Raw genomic sequence first — 21,847 nt, 5'->3', positions numbered from 1 at the left:
CATTTTTGCAGATCGACCTATGCCCCGGCGGCCCGTTGCCGGTCGATTATCTCACCGATCTGTCGAGCCGCCTCGGCGCGCCGGTCGATCCTCTGCCGGTCGAGCTTGTTCTCGAAATGCGACGGCGGGTTCCTGTACGGATCACCCCGCAACGCCTCACGGTGCCTACGTTCCCTGAGACCGTCGTGAGCCTGTTGGTACCACTCGTCGAGCGACGAGCCACTACCGCGGCGCACCGTCGTTGCCGCCCTCTGTGTAGTTCGCTGCCGCCTGCATATCCTCTGCCCACGCCGCAAGGTTGCCGAGCGCGCCGGCGGTTTCGAGAACGTCGCACAGCAGTGCCGCTTGAGCGGTCACAAGTTCGTTGACGCCGCAATCACCCGAGGCGGTGACTTGATCGAGTAGCAACGCCATAGCCGCTTGGTCGTTCGTCGAGACGCATAGCGCGGCGCGTGCGGCCCAAGCCTGGTGCAATACAGCGGGTTGGTATCGGTTCGATGTAGCCATGGTCGTGTCCTTCGGTTGTCGTCGGTTGATTGCTTGCCGGTGCGTCTTGGCGTCAATGCGCTACCGCTTGAGTGCGTAGCCGCATACGGCCCGGCGGCGGTGATCTGCTACCAAGGCCCACCTCGACCCGCACCGCCCGCCTCGGTACGTGATCGGTGAACCAAGGACCCAAGGACCCAAGGACCCTCGGTGTGCGGTGAGAATTGCTCACTCGGCAACCGACACCGCCGAACCGCATTTCCGCAGGTAAATAGGTATATATATTGATAAATATCATTTCACAGGTGAGGCGTTTTGACAGAGAGAGACGCGCTAGGGTCCTTGGGTCCTTGGGTCCTTGGTTCGTCACGACTCGACCGCCCTGTCGGCGTTCCACTCGAACGTTGCGGTGCCGGTCCTCGACGGTGCGCCATGACGCACCGTGCCCTCGTCGACGAGGACCGCCAACGCGTCGGCGCAGAACGCGTGCCGAGTGCTGCCGGTCTTGCACGCGTCCCGCACCTGTGCCCCGGTGAACAACTTGCCCTTTCGCTTGGCACCGGCCAACCACGAGTGGATCGCCGCCGCCGCCGCCTCGACCGACTTGTCACGTGTCTTGCGTGCGCCCTCGTCTCGGTGGGCATCGGCGGCCCCACGAGCCTCGTGGCCGGTTCGGGCGGCCTCGGCAAGCACTCGTTGCACCCCGGCCCTCACACGGTCACTGTGAGCCAACAACAGGCCCGCAAGGTGCCAATCCTCGGCGGTCACGTCGGCGCGACTGTGCAAGACCGCTACCGCCCCGGCCAACTTGAGGCGTACGAGGTTGCGGTGCGCCGCGAGGCCGGTGAGTGCGTCCTTGCTTCTCACGAGCACGTTCTCACGGTCTGTGACGATCTGCTCGACCACCGAGGGGTCGACGCCCATGAACACGACCTCGTTGTCCCCTCGGTTCCACGAGGGCGGCGGAACGACCAACGTGACCCGTTCCCCACGGTGCCCGCCGACGGTGCGCCCGAGGTCGGCGGTATCGGCCCACACGAGGCGTTGCGGTAGGCCGCCGCCCTCACCGGCCAACATTTCACCGGCCCGCTCGGGTTGGACGCCGAGCGTGACCACGGCGCGGTAGGTGAACGCCGCCAACTCGGATCGACGATCCTGTTCCTTGGTGTGCACGCCGAGGCCCTTGCCGTCCCACAACCGGCGTAGCTCGGAACTGAAGTGCAACGATTCACTTTTCATCATCGAACTTGCGCTGTCGACCTCGGCAAAGTCGATCCACGCGGCGCGTCGGACGAGCTTGTGCACCGGAATGGCGGCGGGGGTCTTGCCGGTGACGGGATCTTTCGGTTGCGGCACCTTGATCCACTCTCGGAACAGGGTTGCGAACGCCTGCCCCGACCCGACTGTGATTGCCGTAAGTGCGCTGTCGACGGTCTGCCCCGCCTCGACCAATCCGTCGTCGTCGAGCGGGTCACGCTGCCAGTCGAGAATGCCGCCGTCCGATCCGACGCCCTTACCGGCACCCGACCCGCCCACGAGGGCCGTTATCGAGTTGAGAGACGCCCCGGTGTTACCGATTACGGCGGGCAGGCGCACCCACCACGGCGTCAACAGGGCGGCGTGGGTGAGCGATAGGAACAACGCCGCCCACGGCCCCACGAGGCGAATGCGGGCCTGTTCGAGTATGTGCTCGGTGACCGGCGAATGACCGAACACCTCGGCCATGAGTGCCTTGTCGTGCGGGTCGGTCGAGGTGTCGGTGCCGAACAACATCGAGGCCGCCGAGGCGTCACCGTTGTCGGACACCGGGATACCGAGGGCCTTGGCCGCCGCCCCAATATCGCCGCCGTGACGAGTTGCCGCCACGAACTGCACCTTGCTCAAGGTCGACGCACCAAGCTCGGCGGCGGCGGTGTCGGACCATACGTGCAACGGCCCTTGCTTGTCGGTGTCGGTGTCGTACCGCTCGTCACTGCACCCGACGTCGTGAGCTACCGCCGACTTGGGATCACTCGCACCCGGCCTCGTCCACGTCGGGCACCCGCAGGTCTCGGTCTTGCTGTTCGGTGTCCATCCCTCGGCGGTGAGCAAGTCGGCCCACGTGACCGATGCCGCCCACGTGTCGAGGTTCGAGGTATCGCCGGATCGGTTGGCGGCCTTGGTTTCTCGTCGCTCGGACTGCTCGGTGATCCGTTCGAGCAACCACACCGGCAACTCACGGACATTGCCGGGGTGCCACTCGTAAGCCCCCTCGGCGCGCACGCTCGGCGGCACCAACACGAACCTGTTGTTCCAATAGGCCGTCCACCCGTCGGTCGAGTACGAACCGTTGCTCGGCAAGGTGACGCCCTCGGGCACGATGAACCAAAAGTGTGCACCGCCCTTGTGTTGCCACTGCCCGGCGGCGTCGATCACGCCGGGTGTCGACACGGTCGGTTGAGCGGCGGGCACCGTCGGGTCTGCCAACGCCCACGCCGCTTGAAACGCCTCGACGTCGGCGGCGTTGTCGGCGTCGACAGCGAGAATGTTGGACCGGCCCACCTCGACACCGAGGTTGACGGCGTCGACGCCGTATCGCTTCTCACCGTTGTCGACGTACTTGCCGAGCCGTGCGGCGTCGGTGGTGGCAAGGTGCGAACCACCTTGCGACTTGGCCCGCATCCAATCGGCGTTCCCAGCGGCCTTGGCAATCTCTTGCGCCTCGGTGTCGTCGAGGCGTGTCTCGGCGGTCGTGCGCAGGTCGAGTGGTTTCTTACCGTTCGGCTCAACGAACACGACGGCCAGCCCGGCGTCGGCCAATGCCTGCACGTACCCGCCGAGGTTGGTCTTATCGCCCGGCGCACGCGAACCGAGCACGGCCTCAAGGTCGTACACGGTCGCGGTCATCGTTTACCGCCACTCTTGCGTGCGCTGCGACGTGCGGCACGGTTGCACCCGCCGCCGTAGAACGGGCAGGTTGGCGCATGGATGACGTTGACGAGCACGGTGCCGTCGTTCTCGCTCAACACGCGGAACGTGGCGTTGCAATCGGAGCACGGTGCCGTCGGCACCTCGTGGGCCTCGAATCGTGACACGTACCCGCCAACTCGGTTACCATGGTTCTCGAACATGCTGTAGTTCCTGTCTGGTTCGGACTTAACCCCTGGTGTGGTGGCCGGGGGTTTTGTCATGTATGGGCGTGTCGGCTCACACAGCGCGCAGTGGGTTACGTTGTGGCAGTTGGGGTTACGCGACACGAACAAGGCCGGGCGGTTCACAAGCGGTTACCGGCCCCTGATATGTCCGGTACGTCACGTCACCGGCCTCGGGTACGGCACAGGACGGTTGAAACCGGCCCATACCGCATAGGTAGCCGAGGAACACGCCGAGGCCCACGAGGGCAAGGGCGGTAATCATGCCGACCGGATCGGTGTCAGCACGTTGTCGAGGGATGCGGCATCGACGCGGACGCCGTGACCGGCGAGCTTGAACCCGTCGAGCTTCCCGGCGGCAAGCCACCGACGGATTGTTGTCACGTCGACGGCCAGAACCTCGGCGGCTTGGGCTTGGGTGATGAGCTTTCGGGCCATGGCAATTCAACCTTTACGGGAGTGCGGTTTCCGCTGTCTCTCCGTACAAGGGTTCGCGTATGCGCCCTATGGGGACTAACGAGATACGTTGGCGTCTCGTCGGTGTCCCACAGTTCTACACCAATGTGTAGACATGTGGCAACCCGTACTTGATTGTGTACCAACACGTTTGAATATGCACGATTCTATCCGGTGCCGTTCACCATGGCCGACAGTGCCGCCGCAATCGCCTTGTCGCGTCCACCGGCCACGTGCTGATACCTCAAGGCCGCGGCTGGTGTCGAGTGCCCTAGGCGGCCCATCAACTCGGCCAGCGTGGCACCTGTAGCCGCGGCCAACACCGCGCCCGAGTGGCGTAGGTCGTGGAACCGTAGGTCGTCGCGCCCGGCGGCGGTACGTGCGGTGTAGAACCTCCGGTAGAGCGTTGCCGGGGCGAGGTGCCCGCCGTGCTGTGCAGGGAACAACAGGGCATCCTTGCCGGGGCCGACGAACTCGGCAAGGTGGGCCTCGATTGCGGGCACGAGGTGAGGCGGGATCGCCACGTCGCGGGTGTCCGCGTCACTCTTGGGGTCACCGACGACGAACTCACCGCCCACGCGGACGACGGCGCGGCGTATGCGGATCACCTCGTCGGTGAGGTCGACGTCGCGCCGACGTAGCTCGGTGAGTTCACCGAACCGCATCGCGCACCACGAGGCGAGCAAGATCATGGCGCGGTATTGGGCGGGCATGGCCTCGGTGAGAGCGGTGAGTTCCGGCAACGTGGCGGGCCGGATCTTATGAACTCGTTTGGCTGACCCGGCACCGCGTATGTGGCATGGGTTGACGGTGATCTTGCCGTCACTGGCGGCGGTCGCCATGATCGTTCTCACGAGTCCGTAGGCGTGACTTCTCAGTGTCGGCGTAGCGGTGCCGAGGGCGGTGTACCAACCTCGTACATCGTCGGGCGTGATCGAGCCGAGGGGTAGTGCGCCGAGGCCCGGCAACACGTGGGCGTCGAGCAACTTGCGGTAGTGCTCCCGCGTGCGGGGTTTGACGTCTCGGTGCACGAGCCATTGCTCGGCATAGTCACCGAACGTCACGCGCCGAGCCGCCGCCTTGGCCGGTGCCGCGTCACTCGGTGGTGACCACAACTCACGGTCTATCTCACGTCGACGGTCAACGAGCCATGCCTCGGCGTCGATCTTGGCCCCGAACGTCGAGGGTGCGTCGTAGAGCCGTCCGTCGGGGCCGGTGTAGCTCGCTTTCCACCGACCGCTACGGAATTGCCGTAGCCGCCCGAATCCACGTTGAGCCTTGCCCTTGGCACCGGCCATTACGTCACCCTCGACTGTCGCATCTTGCACCACGTTTGCACCACGTCAGAGTACATCGGTGCATATCTGTGCCGAGTTACGCACCGCGATACTGGTACTTGAATCTGCACGTCAGAGCGTTTTTGACGAGGCCGGTAGGCGTGTCGCCAGTATCGCGTTGAGCTAATTCAATCCCAGTATCGCGCACCACGTAAAAAGACCCCGGCCATGCGGCCGGGGTCTTTTTTGTACCGTCAGGTCTGTCGAGATGTTTACCGTCGATCGCGAGTGGTGATTCACGTCATAGACGTGCACTCTGGTTTTCCAGCCCGCGATCGAAAGGACGCCTGCGATGGCCGACGACAATCAACCGAGCACCGAGGGCAGCGAACCTCAGGTCAGTTCCGATGCGCACAAGCGCGCGCAAGATGAAGTGGCCGGCATAGATGCCAAGTACGAGGCGGGTTCGAGGCCGACGGTTGTTCTTCCGGGAACCAACGGAATGGTGTCGGGTACGGCTTTCGCCGACATGGTCGATGACGACGGAAACTTGAAGGAAAACCATTCCGAGGACACCGCCGACAGTGCACCGACGGCCGACGACCGAGACGAATGACCGAAGGAACCGAGAATTCCGACGACGTCTACGTGCCCGAGTGCGTCGATGTAGCCGAGGTACGCGGATTTCTGCATGCGCCCTCGGGGCCATCGTCGGGTTCTCTCGCACTCACTCACGGCGCGGGTGGAAACTTCGACGCTCCGCTGCTTGTCGCTTCGGCCGATGCGTGGTCGGCACGAGGATTCACGGTTCTACGGTTCGATCTGGCGTTCCGACGTCGAAAGCCGTCCGGTCCCCCGCACCCGTCGAAGGCCGATGCCGACCGTGCGTCGATCGAAGCAGCGGTGACGTACCTCCGAAGGCTTCGCAGCGGCCCTATTCTGCTCGGTGGCCACTCGTACGGGGGTCGGCAGGCATCGATGCTTGTCGCCGAACAGCCGGAACTCGTCGATGGGCTGATTCTGATGTCGTATCCGTTGCATCCGCCCGGAAAACCGGAGAAGCCCCGCACTGCGCACCTTCCCCAGCTGCGCACTCGAACGATGTTCGTACACGGCACCAAGGACCCATTCGGTTCACCCGCCGAGCTGTCCGAGGCAATCGCGTTGGTGCCTGCTCATACCGCCGCGATCGAGATCTCCGGTGCAGGCCACGATCTGTCGGCGCAAAAATATGGAGTGGCCGACCTGGTTCAGGAGGAAGCGTTCAAATTCTTCGACGTGGGGTCCTGGAATTAGGGCGAGCGGGTCACTGGGCGCGCTCGCGCTCGTCGTTATGCAATCGTCATGCCGCCGACTGTCGACTTACGAGTGAGGTGTTCTACTTAGAACTATGCCCACCTGGGGATGGTTCATCGTCGCATTGGTACTCATCGATGCCGCAGTGCTCGCGGTGTGGCTCCTCGCGCGCAAGAGTCCACCCAAGAACGTCGCTGCCACAACACAATTGATGCTCGCGGGTTTGGATCACTCGGCACGCGAGGACATATACCGCCTCGTGGGCGAAAAGAAGAAGATCCACGCGATCAAGTTGTTCCGCGAGAGAACCGGCGCAGGACTCCAAGAAGCCAAGGATGTTGTCGAGTCCGTCGGTCGCGGAAACCCTATTCCCACGCTCGGCGCCCCGATGGGTGCATCAGGCATGGACACCGCCGCTTGGGCGGACATCATTCCCAGGCTTCGCACCCTCAAGGCCGAAGGCAACACAATTTCTGCCATCAAGCTCTTGCGCGCGCGATCCGAGCTTTCGTTGCGTGAGGCGAAGGCAGCGGTCGACCGCCTGTGACTGTCACCGTATCCCCCGCAGGCCTGTGGGACGCCGAACAGCTAGCCGATGTCGCGGCCGTCACCTTTCCACTGGCATGCCCGCCTGGTTCTTCCAGAGCAGCAATAGCGGCGTTCATAGACGGTGTTCTCTCGCATGAGCGGTTCGGTGAGTACCTGGCGGATCCGCGACGCAAAATTCTGGCGGCTACCGAGAATGATTCCATAGTCGGTTACGCCATGCTCGTGTCCGGACCACCATCGGATCCCGACATCGCGCGAGCGCTGACGTACGCACCGACGATGGAAATCTCCAAGATGTACGTGCTGCCCGACCATCACGGGAGCGAAGTGGCGGCGGCCCTGATGGCTGAATCACTGGCCCGAGCAACCCTGGGCGGCTGCGAAGGTATCTGGCTTGGAGTCAACCAACAGAACCTGCGCGCTCAACGCTTCTATGCCAAACAGGGATTCGAGATCGTCGGAACCAAAACCTTCACGCTCGGCTCCGAAATCCACGACGACTTCGTGATGGAACGAGGACTACGTTCGTGAATCTGCCGACCCGAGCGTCACCCGGCTGACCTGAGCGTCATCCGACTGATCTGAGCGTCATCCGACGGCGGCGAAGCGAGACAAGGCAAGCAGACGAGACGTCGCGCGGAGGTACTTCTTACGGTATCCACCGGCCAGCATCTCTTCGGTGAAGATCTCGTCGAGCTTGCTACCTGACCCGGTCACCGGAATGCCTGCGTCGTACAGGCGGTCGGCGAGCACCACGAGTCGAAGCGCGACAGCTTGATCCGCAGCCGGATGCACGTTCTTCCAGAACACCGCCTGCACACCATCGAGCAGCTTTCCGTATCGCGATGGATGCAGAGTGCTCAAATGTGCCAACAACTCGTCGAAATCGTCGAGGGTCGCGTCCGCCACAGAATCTGCCCGTTCGATCAATTCGGCCTCGGACGTCGGGTCCGGGGCCGGAGGCAGGTCACGGTGTCGGTAGTCGGGTCCATCCACCCGGATGGACTCGAAGATAGATCCAAGCTTCTTGATTTCCCGCATGAAGTCCTCGGCTGCAAATCTTCCTTCGCCGAGCTGACCGGGCAGGGTGTTGGACGTCGCCACGATGGACACGCCGCGCTGGGAAAGCTCGGACAGCAATCGGGACACGAGCATCGTGTCGCCTGGATCGTCGAGTTCGAACTCGTCGATACACAGAACGCTGTGACCCGACAACTCCTCGAGCGCCTTGTTGAAGCCGAGCGCGCCCACCACGTGAGTCAATTCGACGAACGTACCGAATGCCTTCGGTTCGGGGACGCTGTGGAAGATCGAGGCCAGGAGGTGGGTCTTACCGACGCCGAAACCGCCGTCGAGGTACAAGCCTGCGCCGGTAGAGGGCGCCTTCTTGCCGAAAAGTCCGCGTTTTCCCTTCCCGCGAATTTTCGTTACCTTCTCCGCGAACAACTCGGCTTTGGCGACTGCCTCGGCCTGGCTGGGTTCGTTCGGATCCGGGATGTACGAGGCAAAACTGACTTCGTCGAACATGGCCGGGGGGACCATCTGCGCGATCAACTGATCGGAGGGAACGACAGGATTACGATCGGCAAGACGTCCAGGCATCTAGTAAGCGTAACGAGGTGGTCTTATCTACAATGTGCGCCTACTCGATATTGCGACCTACTTCACATCCGACTCCGGCTCCTCGTACCCGGCCGACGGCGTCGTCCACCTGGCCGAACTACGCCGGTTGTACGCCTATCCGGACAACCTGACCGCGCCGTGGATCCGGGCGAACTTCGTCTCCAGCATCGACGGAGCCGTCAGCGCCAACGGCGTGTCCTCAGGTCTCTGTACACCCTCTGACAAAACAGTGTTCGATGTCCTTCGGACCCTGGCGGATGCGGTTCTCGTGGGGGCCGGGACGGTTCGAAGCGAGAATTACGGGGGTGTCCGTCTTACGGAGTCACAGCAGAGCCAGCGAATCGACGCGGGCCTGGCACCGATCCCCCCGGTAGTGGTCGTCACTGCTTCGGCCTCGATCGATCCGAGATCGCGTCTGCTCACCGACACCGAAGTACCGCCGACGATCATCACGACGACCTCCGCGTCGGCCGAGTCACGTTCGATGCTTCGCGAAGCAGGTGCGCACGTGATCGACGTCGAGGGAACGACCGTTCCGACCTCTGCTGTCCTGGCTACCCTGGGAGAAATGAGTCTGAGGCGAGTCCTGTGCGAAGGCGGCCCAGGCCTGTTCGGAACGCTGCTTGCAGACGATTGTGTAGACGAACTATGCCTGACGACTTCGCCGAACCTGCTTGCGGGAAAGTCGGGGCGTATTGCGCACTCGAACGCCGCGGTACTGCACCGGATGAAACGAATCCACGTGCTCGCCGACGACGACGGAACCCTGCTGACCAGATGGGTCCGAGTACGCCCGGCCGGGACCGGTGAAGTTCCCGGTGCGGAAAAGTAGATAGCCTCGCAGCGTGACGCAGAAAAGATCGTTGCTCGCAGTTCTTCTCACGGTCTCGATGTTGGGGGCGGCATGCAGTGCTGGGCCGTCCGGACGTCCGGACGTCGCCGTCGAGCAGAACTCCCCTGGGCAACCCGAAGAGTCGACTGCCGACGCGGAGCCGGAGAATCCAGAACTACAGGCTCCGGTGAACGATCTTGCGTGGACCGAGTGCACACAGAGCACCTTCGATCTCTACGGCCTCACCTCTCGCACTCCCGGGGTCGTCCTCGAATGCGCAGACTTCGACGCGCCCGTCGACCCATCCGGTCAGATGTTCGGGTCCTTCTCCGTCGGCGCACTGCGTGCGAAATTGGACAGGACGCCGCCCGATGCCGCACCCCTGGTCTTCACCTCTGGGTCCGACCGTGCGTCGATCGCCACACTTGCCGACCTTGCGGCCGGCAACAGCACGACGATGCTGGAGGCTCACCCGCTCGTCGCCATCGATCGGCGCGGAATCGGCAGGTCGACAGCCATCGATTGCGTGAAAGCCGACACCCGCAAGACCCGCGAGACGCTGGCCAACCTGGGGCAATTCGCGGTGTCCGACGGTGATGCCGTGGACCGAGCCGTCGCCGTCGGACGCGAAGCGACGATCGAATGCACCGATTTACTGCAGCCACAGGAGATAGCTTTCGCCACCAGTTATGCCGCAGGCGATCTGGAACAGCTTCGAATCGCCTGGGGAATCGATGCACTCGGCATCATCGGCACGGGGAACGGTGCATCCACGGCGTTGGCGTTTGCGGCCCAGTACCCGGACCGAGTGGCGCGGTTGATTCTCGATTCGCCCACCGGAATGAACGTAGATCAAATGACCGTGGCCCAGCAGAAAACGGAAGGACGAGAAGCCGCGTTCACTGCGTTCGTGCAGCGGTGCCAGGCCCTCCAGTGCTCGCTCGGATCCGACCCCAAGGCCGCGGTATCCGAACTACTGACACAGGTGGCAAACGGAGCCTTGGCACCTCTGTCGACCCACTCTGTGCTCGACGGGATCGCCTATGCACTCGCCTCGTCCTCCGGCGACCCGTCGAGCCGGACACTCGAGCTTGCCGATGCACTATCTGCAGCCAAGTCCGGCGATCCGTCCGCACTGAGCCGGTTGTCCTCACGCGGTGCAGTTGCCTACGGAACGGACGGTCAGTTCGTCGCACGGTGCATCGACGGCCAGCAGTGGCCGTCCCCGCAGGCCGTGCGCGATGCCGGTGCAAGTTGGAGCGAGCAGTACCCCATCTTCGGCATCGACGCCGCTCTGACAGCACTCACGTGCTCGTCGTGGCCGACCGCACCCGCTCCGCCCTTGCCGACGTCGTTGTCCGTTCCGGTTCTCGAACTCAGTGGCGCCGGCGACCCGGTCGTCGGGAATGGGGGGTTCGCCGGTGTGACCGGGCTTGTTGCCGCCACCGGCGCGCGTTCGGCCGCCATGACGTGGCAGGGTGCCGGCCACCCGGTGATCGGCGGGTCCGTGTGCGGCCAAGCCGCGGCCGCTGCATATGCGACCGACGCGTCGCTTCCTCCCGATGGCAGCGTCTGTCCCGCGTGACACGTCTGGTGCCGATCCACGGAGTGGTACCGAACACACCCAACGGGTGTCGACGGTCATTGCCCGAGCCCGGTCAAGGTACCGTTCCCACGTGTCACTTAGCTTCCTCGAGCCCCGCAACGGCCGGACGACCGCGGATGTAGTCCGGTTCGCGCTATGGCCGATCGCCATCATGACTGTTCTCAACCGGGCGATCGTACGGGCGGTCAACGGTGACTTCACCAATGATTTCATCCCCGTATACCGGGCTGCTCTCGCGTTTCTCAATCGCGAGCCGGTGTATACGGCGAACTTCGACTCGGTTGATCCGCATTATCTCTATCAGCCGAGCGCGACGATGCTGTTGTCGCCTCTCGCAATCATCGACCCCGAACGTTCTCGCTGGTTGTTCATCTTGGCGAGCACGATTGCCATCGTTCTTGCGTTGTACATCTTGCTCAAGATCTTCGGCTTCGGTCTGAACTCTGTCGCGGCGCCTGCACTTCTTCTCGCTGTCTTCGCGAGTGAAACAGTGACCAACACTTTGGTGTTCACCAACTTCAACGGTTTCGTTCTGTTGGGTGAGGTTGCATTCATCTACTGGCTGCTCCAGCGAAAAGACTTGTCCGCCGGTGTGGCGATGGGGCTGACACTAGCCATCAAACCGATCCTCGCACCGCTGTTGATCATTCCGCTGATGACCAAGCAGTGGAAAGTTTTCATCACCGCAATCGCAATTCCGGTCGTGTTGCTCGTGATCGCCTGGCCGCTGTCGGTGGACCCGATGGAGTTCATCGACCGCACCCTCCCCTATCTCCTCGAGTCGCGCGATTACTTCAACAGCGCGATTGTCGGCAACGGCCGCTACTACGGATTGCCGGAGCTCCTGATCTACGGAATCCGCGGGGTTCTCGGCGTGATGGTTCTGGTGTCGCTGTGGTTGCTCTATCGCTACTGCCGCGAGGACCGCCTGTTCTTCATTGCGACAACGTCGGGCCTTGTCCTGACAGCACACTGGCTACTCGGGTCACTCGGCCAGATGTACTACTCGATGCTGCTGTTCCCGCTATTGATGACGGTCGTGCTCAAGAACTCGGTTCTCCGAAATTGGCCGGCGTGGCTCGCAATCTATGGATTCATGAGCTACGACCGCTGGCTGTCCGGTCGATTCCCGACGGGAGGCCGAGCAATGGACTACATGCGCACTACGTTCGGCTGGAGCTTGCTGATCATCGTGATCTTCTCGGTTCTGATCGGACGGTACTTCGCTGCCCGCAGTGACGGCCGCCTCGACGACGGAATCGAACCCGAGTACCTCCTTCCGGAGAGCTCACCTGCGCAAACAACGAAGCAGCTCGAGAAGTATTAGCGTGGTGTCATGAGTTCAGCGACCGAAAAAAATTCTGTTCCCGCCGTTCAGCTCACCGACGCACAATGGCGAGAGAAGCTCACCCCCGAGGAGTACGCAGTCCTGCGTCAGGCGGGCACCGAGCGTCCGTTCGTCGGGGAGTACACCGACACCAAGACCGATGGTGTGTACAGCTGCCGCGCATGCGGGGCCGAACTGTTTCGCAGTACCGAAAAGTTCGAGTCACACTGCGGTTGGCCGTCGTTTTTCGATCCTGCAGACAGTGACGCGGTCATCCTCAACGAGGACACCACGCTCGGGATGCGACGCGTCGAGGTCATCTGCAAGAACTGCCACAGCCACCTCGGCCACGTCTTCGAGGGCGAGGGGTACCCGACGCCCACAGATCAGCGGTACTGCATCAACTCGATTTCTCTCGTTCTCGACCCGTCCTGACCCCCGACCGGCCTGGCGCGCAGCGCATAATGTGACTATGCGCACTTTCACGTCAGCACAGCAGATCACCGCGGCCGTCGGCGAGGACCTCGGCACCAGTGACTGGATGCAGATCACTCAAGACCGGGTCGACACCTTCGCCGACGCCACGGATGATCATCAATGGATTCATGTCGACGTCGAACGAGCAAAGAAGGAAAGCCCGTTCGGCGGCCCCATTGCGCACGGTTACTTGAGCTTGTCCTTGATCCCGGTGCTCACTTGGCAGATCTACACCATCGAGAATGTCAAGCTCGGAATCAACTACGGGTCCAACAAGGTTCGTTTCATCAACCCGGTCAAGGTCGGATCGCACGTCCGGTTGCAAACCACACTGACGTCGGCCGAGGAAGTGTCCGGTGGCGCACTCCAGATCGTGGCAACCAACACACTGCACATCGAGGGCGAAGACAAGCCAGCGTTGATTGCGGAAACCATCAGCCGAGTCGTCTTCTGATTGTCTCTCGTTCTACGAACTGTGGCGGATCGAACGCAGTGATCGGTGGCACTACGCCCTCGAAGCGTTCGATCTGCACCAGCACATGCTGGCCCGTGCACCCGTGTGACAGCGAGGATGTACCGACGTCGGCTGTCAATACATTCGGATTGCCGTGTACGCACATAGATCCGGTGTCCGCAGGGTCCTCGGGGTCGTACCAGGCACCCGTCGCCAACTGCACCACGGCGGGCATCATGTCCTCGTCCACCACGACGCCTGCAAGACAAGACCCACGGTCGTTGAAGACCCTGACTACGTCGCCGTCGTGTAGCCCTCGCTCGCTCGCGGCCTTGGAGTGCATCCGGATCGGCTCACGGCCATGCACCTTCGAAGCCTGACTTCTCGCTCCGTGATCGAGTTGGCTGTGCAGCCGTGTTCGTGGTTGATTCGCGATCAGATGTAGCGGAAACTGTTGCGCACGTTCTCCTTTGAGCCACTCCACCGGTTCGTACCACGCTGGGTGCCCAATGCAGTCCTCGTAACCGAACTTCTCGATCGCCTCGGAGAATATCTCTATGCGCCCGCTCGGGGTTCGAAGCGGGTACTTCTCAGGATCGCCGCGGTAGTCCTCGAGCAGGGTCAGTCCGTCCTCGGTCGCCATCCGCCATGAACCGAGCTGCCAAAATTCTTCGAAACCTGGAGTGTCCACATTCATTCCGCGTAGGTAACCCCGCCACTGAGCGTAGAGATGCTCCACCCACTCCCCCGAAGTGCGCCCCTCGGTGAAGTGCGCACCGACTCCGAGTCTTTCGGCCAGCGCGGAGAATGTGTCGTAGTCGTCTCGCGCGTCGGCAAATCGCGGCACGGCAGGGTGCATGGCGACCAGCAGTGGATCGTTGCGTGTACAGCTGATGTCACTGCGCTCGAGCGATGTCGTCGACGGGACGACAATGTCGGCGTGCTTGGCCATGGGCGTCCAGTACGGGTCGTGCACCACGACCGTGTCGGGTCGTGCCAGCGCCCGGCGAAGTCGTCCGAGATCCTGATGATGATGGAAGGGATTGCCGCCCGCCCAATGCACCAGCCGAATATCGGGATACGTCAGTCGCTGTCCGTCGAAATCGAATTCCTCACCGGGGTGGAGCAGCATGTCCGACACGGCAGCCACCGGGATGAACGACTTCACCGGATTCGAGCCCTGGGGCAACGTGGGAAGGGGATACGGTACCGGCGCGAGACCAGGCTCGTTCATCGACCCGTAGCCGTGCCCGAATCCCCCGCCGGGGATGCCGATCTGTCCGAGCATCGACGCCAGTGTCACGCCCATCCACGGTGCTTGCTCGCCCGATTTCGTCCGCTGCAGTGACCACGTGACGGTGATCAAAGTGCGACGCCTCGCCATCTCGCGTGCCAGGTCGGTGATCTCCGAGGTGGAGACGCCGCAGATGTTCGACGCCCACTCCGCGGTCTTGGGTGTGCCGTCCGCGACTCCGAGCAGATACTCCTCGAAGCGTGCGTATCCGGTGCAATATCGGTCGAGAAATGCTGTGTCGTGCAAGTTTTCGGACACCAGAACGTGGGCCAGTCCGAGCATCATCGCGACATCGGTGCCGGGAATCGGCGTCATCCAACGAGCCGCACCGTCGAGATCGTTTCGAAGCGGACTGATGGTGACGATCTTTCCGCCACGGGCGCGGAGCGCATCCAGAGCCGAAGCCGTGGGATGGTCGGAGGTACCTCCGTGGTTGATGCCGGTATTCTTCAGCGGGATTCCGCCGAACGCGACGATCAGTTCCGTCTTCCGGGCGATCACGTCCCAGGAGGTGGAGCGAGAGAACATCTTCCAGTGGGCTCCCAGAACGTGCGGCATGACGACGCCGGTGGCACCGAGCGAATAGCTGTGCACCGAGCGCGTATAGCCGCCGATGCAATTGAGAAATCGGTGAACCTGGCTCTGCGCGTGGTGGAATCGTCCTGCACTGGCCCACCCGTAGGAACCGCCGTAGATCGCCTGGTTGCCATGCCTGTCGATCACGCGAGAAAGCTCGACTGCCAGCAATTCGGTGAGTTCGTCCCAGGACACCGAAACGAACTCTCCGCTACCGCGCCGATCTGTCGGACCTGGACCACGCTCGAGCCAACCGCGTCGAACGGCAGGGCCTTTCACCCGAGACCGGTGTGTCACCGAGCCGACGAGATTGCCGAGTACGGGCGAGGGATTGCGGTCGGTCTCCTGGGGATGCACGGCGGTCACCTCGCCGTCGGCACTTTCAGCTCGAAACATTCCCCAGTGACCCATGTGCTGAGACGTTTCCGGGTGCTGCGGCCTCATCGAATTCCGTTGCTCGCCAGTGCATCCAGCAAAGCTGTGGGACGCTCTCCCGTCGCGATCGGATCGACGAGGGCAAAAGAGCAGCCTATTGCCCGTGCCGCCCCGTCAGCCTCTTCACTGTCACCGACCATCAAGGTCCGCACCGGATCCACCCCGAGCGAACGCACCGCAGAAAAAAATATTTCAGGCTGAGGTTTGACGTAGCCGACCTCGTACGACAAGACGAACTCGCTGACGTAGTCAATCACTCCGAGCATGTCGAATGCCGAGCGGATGTCGAAGGCAATATTGCTCAGCACGGCCACTGGAATCGCTCTGCCGGCGAGCATCGACAGCACGTGCGCCGTGTCCGGGTACGGAGTCCAACACGAAGGGTCGATAACTCGGCCGTACACGGACTCGGCCTGAGCGCGATCTGTGACGCCGGATTCACGAAGAACATGCAAATATGCCTGACGGTGCAGCGCCGGATCGAGATCACGGTTATTCCAGGCGTGCCTATTCACTTCGTCGAACTCGACGACCTCCCCCATTGGCGCAGTCATCCGTCGCATCAATTCCGCCGCACGGTGACCGTCGACCGGTGTTCCATCCGAGTGCGTGACGGTCTCGAACCAACTCTCGTCCTCCTCCAAACGGAACAGCGTTCCGGAGAAGTCGAACACCACAGCCTCGATCGGAGACGCGACGGCCCGGTCCCGCACAACACCTGGTCCCGAAGCGTGCGTCTCCGACCCCGAGGTCACGGGAGTGACGTGACGAGTGCTTCGACGTCGACGCGTGGTCCGGTGAAGAACGGAGTCTCCTCGCGAACGTGCCGACGCGCCTCGGTTGCGCGTAGGTCCCGCATCAGGTCGACGATCCGATCGAGTTCGGGAGCTTCGAAGGCGAGGATCCACTCGTAGTCACCCAACGCGAACGCCGGGACGGTGTTGGCGCGCACGTCCTTGTACCCGCGCGCGGCCTTGCCATGGTCGGAGAGCATCGTGCGCCGCTCTTCGTCGGGGAGCAAGTACCAATCGATGGAACGTACGAACGGGTAGACACAGATGTAGGCACCGGGTTCTTCGCCTGCGATGAACGCCGGGACGTGAGACTTGTTGAACTCGGCCGGCCGGTGCAGCGCGGTGTTGCTCCACACTGGGGTACTGGCCTTACCGAGCGCGGTCGTGCGACGGAAATCAGAGTACGTAGCCTGCAGGTCTTCGATGCGTTCCGCGTGTGTCCACACCATGAAGTCGGCGTCGGCTCGCATGCCTGCGATGTCGTACACACCACGTACTGCGACGCCTTTGTCTTCCTGACTCTCGAAGAACACTCGCGCCTGCTTGGCGGCTTCGGCTCGGTCCTCACCCAGGACGCCGGGCGTGACCTTGAAGACCGAGAACATCAGGTAGCGGAGGGTCGAATTGAGGGTTGTGTAGTCCAAACGTGGCATGGCTCTATCGTGCCACTTCCGCAATGCGTGTGGCTGCTCTGGTGGCCGAAGCGACACAAGCAGGCACTCCGACACCGTGACTCCACGCACCTGCCACTGCCAACCCGTCGACATCGCGCACAGCTGCCTCGATTGCGGCAACTCGACCCAGGTGGCCGGGTGCGTACTGAGGTAGGCCGCCGTGCCATCGCTGCACGAACGAGGACGACGGTGCAGAATCCACGCCGGTCACCCGATGCAGGTCTCGTACGGCCGCCTTGACCAACTGTTCGTCGGACCAGGTGAGCGGGCCTGCGTCGCCGAATCTTGCCAGCGAGGCACGGACGAGTGAGATACCACGCTCTGCAATATGTGACCACTTCCTGCTGGACAACGTGAACGCCTTGACGGCCAGTCCGGCGTCGGTGGCTACGAGCACGCCGGAGTTGTCGGGGAGGTCGACGGCAGCGTCGAACGCCATGGCCACCACGACGGACGACGCGAGCTCGATTTCGGCTGCGGCTGCAGCGGCATCAGGAACGACAGCGCACAGTATCGACGCCAGTGCCGGCGCGGGAACGGCCAGCACCACCGCGTCGACGTGCCCGATCGGATCCACCACCCAACCCTTGTCCTCGCGGCGAACGGCCGTCACGGCAGTGCCGAATACGGTGCGCGGTGCTGCAGCCGCTATCAGCGCATCGATCAGGGTGCGATATCCATCACGCAGTGCTCCGAAAACCGGCGCTGAACTCGGAGCGGGAAGCGCAGATGCCACGGCCGCCGACAGACTGGTAGCTCCGGCGTCCAGGGCCGCTGCCAGGGTAGGTAATGCTGCGCGGACCCCGATCGAATCGGAGAGCCCCGAGTAGACGCCGCCCAGCAACGGGTCGACCGATCTCGCGAGAACCTGTTCACCGAATCGCGACCCGACCAATTCGGCGACGCTGACATCGCTGTTTCGGTCCCAGGGCAATTCGGTGTCGCCCTCACCGGCGATAGCTGCCAGCGTCCGTGCATCCACCAGCCCCTCCACGGAGGCCACGTCGGCCGGGATCCCCATCAGCGTTCCGGTCGGCAGTGGGTGAAGCTTCTCGCCCGAGAAGACGAGTGGACGCAATCCGGCCGGGTGGACGAGTTGCGCGCTCAATCCGAGCTCATCCATCAGGGCCGGCACTTCGGGTCGACGGCCGATGAAGGCCTCGGCACCGACATCGAACGGACCGCCGGCCAACGTGATCGTGCGCAACGTGCCGCCGAGGCGCATCGATTCTTCGACGATGGTGATGTCGGCTTCGGGACCCCACATCTGGCGCAACCTGAATGCAGCGGCAAGGCCGGTTATCCCGCCACCCACCACCACAACCCGCGGCGGCCTTCCGGTCACAGCGAGTGCACCAACTCCACCACCCGGGTCAGCACATCCGGATCGGTATCGGGCAGAACTCCGTGACCGAGGTTGAAGACATGCCCCAGAGCGCCACCCTCGACAGCGCGATCGCCCTCGGCGACGATGCGTCGAACCTCACTCTCGACGGCATCCCAACCCGCGAAGAGCACCGCAGGGTCCAGGTTTCCCTGCAACGCCTTCCCCGGGCCGACGCGTCGGGCTGCGACATCGAGGGGAATCCGCCAGTCCACACCGACCATGTCGGCACCGGCCTCTCCCATGGCACCGAGGAGTTCGCCGGTCCCGACACCGAAATGAATCTTCGGTACGCCGGCCGGGGACATCGCATCGAGCACCTTGGTCGAGTGAGGCAGCACGAACTCGCGATAGTCCGCCAGTGAGAGCGCGCCGGCCCAGGAGTCGAAGAGCTGAACCGCGTCGACACCCGCCGCTAGCTGTGCCTGCAAGAACGTGATCGTCGTGTCCGCCAGAGTGTCGAGAAGGGTGTGCCACGTCGCTGGATCCGAGCGCATGAGCGCTTTGGTCTTCTCGTGGTTCTTACTCGGTCCACCTTCGACCAGGTAGGAGGCAAGCGTGAACGGAGCACCAGCGAATCCGATGAGCGGGGTATCACCCAGTTCTCGGGTGAGCGTTGTCACCGCATCGGTGACCGGCTCCACCTGCTCGGCGCTCAACGGCGGCAACGCTGCGACGTCGGCTGCCGAACGTACCGGCGACGCCACCACCGGCCCTGTCCCGGCAACGATGTCGAGATCGATACCCGCGGCCTTCAGTGGAACCACGATGTCCGAGAACAGGATGGCTGCATCGACATCATGGCGCCGAACCGGCTGCAGCGTGATCTCGACGACCAGATCGGCAGTGAAGCACGACTCGAGCATGCCGGTGCCGACTCTGAGCTTGCGGTACTCGGGAAGCGATCGCCCGGCCTGCCGCATGAACCACACCGGACGACGCGATGTCGGCCGTCCCGCGATGGTGGCCAACAAAGGCGCGTCGGGCAGCTGACGGCGAGGGTACGGCGCGTTTGTGTTCATTGCCATCCATGCTGCCACGAGAACAGAATATTGCCGCCACGCAGGCCTGAGCGCGTCTCATGGCCCCGACGATCCCAGGCCGGTTGCCCTGCAGTCGGTCACACTTGCGGCGCGCCTCCGACGATCCCGAAGGTGACGAGTCTAACGTCCGGAGTCGTGACCAATCCCGGATCCACTGCCGAACCTGCGCCGTTTCGATCGGCTGTCGAGGCGATGCAACGGGCCGTCGTGCACCCCGCCATCGAACTCGGACCGATCCGGCCACCGCAACGCCTAGCCCCGTTCAGCTACGCGATGGGCGCTGAAGTTCAGCATTCGACCTCCGAAGATATCGCGGAACAATCCGACGGCGATGCGTTCGGTCGGCTGATTCTGCTCTACGACCCGGACGGTGACGAAGCCTGGAACGGAACAAGGCGTCTTGTGGCCTATATCCAGGCCGATGTCGATGAATCGCTTGCCTCCGACCCCATGCTGCCCGAGGTCGCGTGGAGTTGGTTGGTCGATGCTTTGGAGAGCCGGTCGGAGTCACTGAACGCCCTCGGCGGGACGGTGACGTCGACGAGTTCGGTGCGCTACGGTGATATCGCCGGTCCACCGCGAGCCCATCAGCTCGAATTGCGCGCGTCGTGGACCCCCACCACCGGAGAGTTGGCTCCGCATGTCGAGGCCTTCTGCGAGGTGCTTGCCTATGCTGCTGGACTGCCACCCGCCGGTATTACCGAACTCCGCACGCACGGTGGTAACCGGACCTGAGTTCGCACGGCTTCGCGGTACGAGGGCTTAGAGTCTGCTCTCATGTCAGCGATGAGTTCCAACGATGCCTCGGACGTAACGAACGACGGTGACAATGTCGATGCGCCCGCTCCGACACCCCTGCTGGCGCCTGTCGACGGCGTTCCAGCAGTCGTCGACACCCCCGAGGGCGTGGTGGCGGCGGCGAAGCTACTCGCGGGTGGTCACGGCCCGCTAGCGGTAGATGCCGAACGTGCGTCCGGTTTCAGATATTCGCAGCGCGCCTACCTATTGCAGTTTCGACGACGAGGTGCAGGCACCGTCCTGCTCGACCCGATCCCGGTAACCGGCGCACTCGAACCGCTGGCTTCGGTGATCAATCCACTCGAATGGGTCCTGCACTCGGCCGACCAGGATTTGCCCGGTCTCGCCGAACTCGGTCTCGTGCCGGCGGCTTTGTACGACACCGAACTAGCCGGACGACTAGCCGGTTTCGAACGAGTCGGGCTCGGTCCGATCGTGGAACGCACGCTCGGCTTGTCGCTTCAGAAAGGGCACGGAGCCGCAGATTGGTCCACACGCCCACTCCCTGACACCTGGCTGAACTATGCCGCGCTCGACGTCGAAGTTCTGCTCGAGCTGCGCGATGCGATGGCCGAAGAACTCGCTGCGAAGGACAAAACAGAGTGGGCACGACAAGAGTTTGCGCACATCCTTGCGCTGGGTCCACCAAAGCCCAAGCCTGACCGCTGGCGAAAGACGTCAGGAATCCACGCCGTCAAGTCGGCGAGGGTACTGGCCTCCGTGCGTGAATTGTGGCGTGCACGCGACGAGATCGCGGAGCACCGAGATATCGCGCCGAGCCGAATTCTGCCCGATTCGGCGATTGTCGCCGCAGCGACGGCAGACCCGAAGACAGAGGGCGAACTACGTGCATTGCCGGTATTCGGTGGTCCGCGTCAGCGACGCTCGACCAAGGTATGGCTGTCCGCCCTCGAGCGCGCACGACGCTTACCGAGCGAGGAACTTCCACCCAAGTCCGCTCCCTTCGACGGCCCTCCTCCAGTGAATCGGTGGGCACGTCGTGAACCCGAGGCCGCGGAGAGATTGACCACCGTTCGTACGGCGATGACAGCACTGAGCGAAGACGTCGAGGTGCCGGTGGAGAACCTACTCATGCCGGATCTGCTGCGTCGGGTGGTGTGGGATTGGACACCTGTCGAACGTGATGTCGCGGAGGTCATCATCGACAAGAAGCTCACCGAGGGCCGGGCCCGACCGTGGCAGCGGGAACTGGTCGTACCAGTTCTGGCCGACGCCTTGACTTCCGAACAAGAGCCTGGGACCCCTCAGCGAGAGAGCGGCACCCCTGAGCAAGTTACCGGCGAGTAATACCGGCTAGAGTGGATGGCGGTCCGG

The 21,847-nt window shown here is 63.0% G+C and carries 22 protein-coding genes; 11 read left to right on the top strand and 11 right to left on the bottom strand.

All coding sequences use genetic code 11. From position 1 onward, the window contains the following. Positions 1–222: 222 nt before the first annotated feature. From QMK32_RS14960 to QMK32_RS14940, 5 genes are all read right to left on the bottom strand, one after another. Positions 223–507, bottom strand: a complete 285-nt coding sequence (locus tag QMK32_RS14960) for a hypothetical protein (RefSeq protein ID WP_283475790.1) — start codon at positions 505–507, stop codon at positions 223–225. Between the two features lie 345 nt (positions 508–852). Beyond that, complete coding sequence (locus QMK32_RS14955; RefSeq protein ID WP_283475789.1) at positions 853–3,372, bottom strand: bifunctional DNA primase/polymerase; 2,520 nt, start codon at positions 3,370–3,372, stop codon at positions 853–855. Then, complete coding sequence (locus tag QMK32_RS14950; protein WP_283475788.1) at positions 3,369–3,596, bottom strand: hypothetical protein; 228 nt, start codon at positions 3,594–3,596, stop codon at positions 3,369–3,371. The genes QMK32_RS14955 and QMK32_RS14950 overlap by 4 nt, the downstream gene beginning before the upstream one ends. A 282-nt stretch (positions 3,597–3,878) precedes the next feature. Continuing rightward, positions 3,879–4,055 (bottom strand): helix-turn-helix domain-containing protein, encoded by a 177-nt coding sequence (locus tag QMK32_RS14945; protein ID WP_283475787.1) that lies wholly within the window; start codon positions 4,053–4,055, stop codon positions 3,879–3,881. Between the two features lie 185 nt (positions 4,056–4,240). Beyond that, positions 4,241–5,371 (bottom strand): tyrosine-type recombinase/integrase, encoded by a 1,131-nt coding sequence (locus tag QMK32_RS14940; protein WP_283475885.1) that lies wholly within the window; start codon positions 5,369–5,371, stop codon positions 4,241–4,243. A gap of 331 nt (positions 5,372–5,702) precedes the next feature. Here QMK32_RS14940 and QMK32_RS14935 point away from each other — a divergent pair, with 331 nt between their 5' ends. The 4 genes from QMK32_RS14935 to QMK32_RS14920 all read left to right on the top strand — a co-directional run bounded on the left by QMK32_RS14935 (position 5,703) and on the right by QMK32_RS14920 (position 7,726). Further along, a complete protein-coding gene (locus tag QMK32_RS14935; protein WP_283475786.1) occupies positions 5,703–5,966 on the top strand; it encodes a hypothetical protein in 264 nt (87 codons plus the stop codon). Continuing rightward, positions 5,963–6,646 (top strand): alpha/beta hydrolase family protein, encoded by a 684-nt coding sequence (locus QMK32_RS14930; RefSeq protein WP_283475785.1) that lies wholly within the window; start codon positions 5,963–5,965, stop codon positions 6,644–6,646. Before QMK32_RS14935 ends, QMK32_RS14930 begins: the two co-directional genes overlap by 4 nt. A 94-nt stretch (positions 6,647–6,740) precedes the next feature. Then, positions 6,741–7,193, top strand: a complete 453-nt coding sequence (locus QMK32_RS14925; protein WP_283475784.1) for a ribosomal protein L7/L12 — start codon at positions 6,741–6,743, stop codon at positions 7,191–7,193. Then, entirely contained in the window at positions 7,190–7,726 is a 537-nt protein-coding gene (locus QMK32_RS14920) for a GNAT family N-acetyltransferase (protein WP_283475783.1), read from the top strand. The genes QMK32_RS14925 and QMK32_RS14920 overlap by 4 nt, the downstream gene beginning before the upstream one ends. Before the next feature lie 57 nt (positions 7,727–7,783). Here the strand turns inward: QMK32_RS14920 and zapE are convergent, their stop codons facing one another. Continuing rightward, positions 7,784–8,797 carry a cell division protein ZapE gene (gene zapE / locus QMK32_RS14915; RefSeq protein WP_283475782.1) on the bottom strand — a complete coding sequence of 338 codons (1,014 nt, stop codon included), beginning with the start codon at positions 8,795–8,797 and terminating at the stop codon, positions 7,784–7,786. 34 nt (positions 8,798–8,831) lie between these two features. Here zapE and QMK32_RS14910 point away from each other — a divergent pair, with 34 nt between their 5' ends. From QMK32_RS14910 to QMK32_RS14890, 5 genes are all read left to right on the top strand, one after another. Continuing rightward, on the top strand, positions 8,832–9,650 hold the full coding sequence (locus QMK32_RS14910) for a pyrimidine reductase family protein (protein ID WP_283475781.1): 819 nt from the start codon (positions 8,832–8,834) through the stop codon (positions 9,648–9,650). 13 nt (positions 9,651–9,663) lie between these two features. Continuing rightward, entirely contained in the window at positions 9,664–11,235 is a 1,572-nt protein-coding gene (locus QMK32_RS14905) for an alpha/beta hydrolase (RefSeq protein ID WP_283475780.1), read from the top strand. Positions 11,236–11,326: 91 nt separating this feature from the next. Then, entirely contained in the window at positions 11,327–12,583 is a 1,257-nt protein-coding gene (locus QMK32_RS14900) for a glycosyltransferase family 87 protein (protein ID WP_283475779.1), read from the top strand. A 9-nt stretch (positions 12,584–12,592) separates the two neighbouring features. After that, complete coding sequence (msrB, locus tag QMK32_RS14895) at positions 12,593–13,018, top strand: peptide-methionine (R)-S-oxide reductase MsrB (RefSeq protein ID WP_084348760.1); 426 nt, start codon at positions 12,593–12,595, stop codon at positions 13,016–13,018. Positions 13,019–13,055: 37 nt separating this feature from the next. Further along, a complete protein-coding gene (locus QMK32_RS14890) occupies positions 13,056–13,514 on the top strand; it encodes a MaoC family dehydratase (protein ID WP_283475778.1) in 459 nt (152 codons plus the stop codon). On the opposite strand, the gene QMK32_RS14885 is transcribed toward QMK32_RS14890, so the two are convergent. From QMK32_RS14885 to hemE, 5 genes are read right to left on the bottom strand one after another with little or no spacing between them, the layout of a single operon-like run. Continuing rightward, on the bottom strand, positions 13,495–15,828 hold the full coding sequence (locus tag QMK32_RS14885; RefSeq protein WP_283475777.1) for a molybdopterin-dependent oxidoreductase: 2,334 nt from the start codon (positions 15,826–15,828) through the stop codon (positions 13,495–13,497). The two genes, QMK32_RS14890 and QMK32_RS14885, sit on opposite strands and share 20 nt — an antisense overlap. Next, positions 15,825–16,532: an HAD family hydrolase gene (locus QMK32_RS14880; protein WP_283475884.1), complete on the bottom strand. Its 708-nt coding sequence runs from the start codon at positions 16,530–16,532 to the stop codon at positions 15,825–15,827. The genes QMK32_RS14885 and QMK32_RS14880 overlap by 4 nt, the downstream gene beginning before the upstream one ends. A 38-nt stretch (positions 16,533–16,570) precedes the next feature. After that, positions 16,571–17,266, bottom strand: a complete 696-nt coding sequence (gene hemQ, locus QMK32_RS14875) for a hydrogen peroxide-dependent heme synthase (RefSeq protein WP_269305513.1) — start codon at positions 17,264–17,266, stop codon at positions 16,571–16,573. A 4-nt stretch (positions 17,267–17,270) separates the two neighbouring features. Further along, positions 17,271–18,632: a protoporphyrinogen oxidase gene (locus tag QMK32_RS14870; RefSeq protein ID WP_283475776.1), complete on the bottom strand. Its 1,362-nt coding sequence runs from the start codon at positions 18,630–18,632 to the stop codon at positions 17,271–17,273. Beyond that, positions 18,629–19,693, bottom strand: a complete 1,065-nt coding sequence (gene hemE / locus QMK32_RS14865; protein ID WP_269305510.1) for a uroporphyrinogen decarboxylase — start codon at positions 19,691–19,693, stop codon at positions 18,629–18,631. The genes QMK32_RS14870 and hemE overlap by 4 nt, the downstream gene beginning before the upstream one ends. 156 nt (positions 19,694–19,849) lie before the next feature. On the opposite strand from hemE, the gene QMK32_RS14860 reads away from it, so the two are divergent. Both QMK32_RS14860 and QMK32_RS14855 read left to right on the top strand, forming a co-directional pair. After that, positions 19,850–20,449 (top strand): DUF3000 domain-containing protein, encoded by a 600-nt coding sequence (locus QMK32_RS14860; RefSeq protein WP_269305509.1) that lies wholly within the window; start codon positions 19,850–19,852, stop codon positions 20,447–20,449. Positions 20,450–20,491: 42 nt separating this feature from the next. Then, a complete protein-coding gene (locus QMK32_RS14855) occupies positions 20,492–21,820 on the top strand; it encodes an HRDC domain-containing protein (RefSeq protein ID WP_283475775.1) in 1,329 nt (442 codons plus the stop codon). Positions 21,821–21,847 lie beyond the last annotated feature (27 nt).

The sequence above is a fragment of the Rhodococcus sp. H29-C3 genome, assembly GCF_030063405.1.
Taxonomy (GTDB): Bacteria; Actinomycetota; Actinomycetes; order Mycobacteriales; family Mycobacteriaceae; genus Rhodococcoides.
This window is presented reverse-complemented; position numbering and strand designations above follow the sequence as displayed.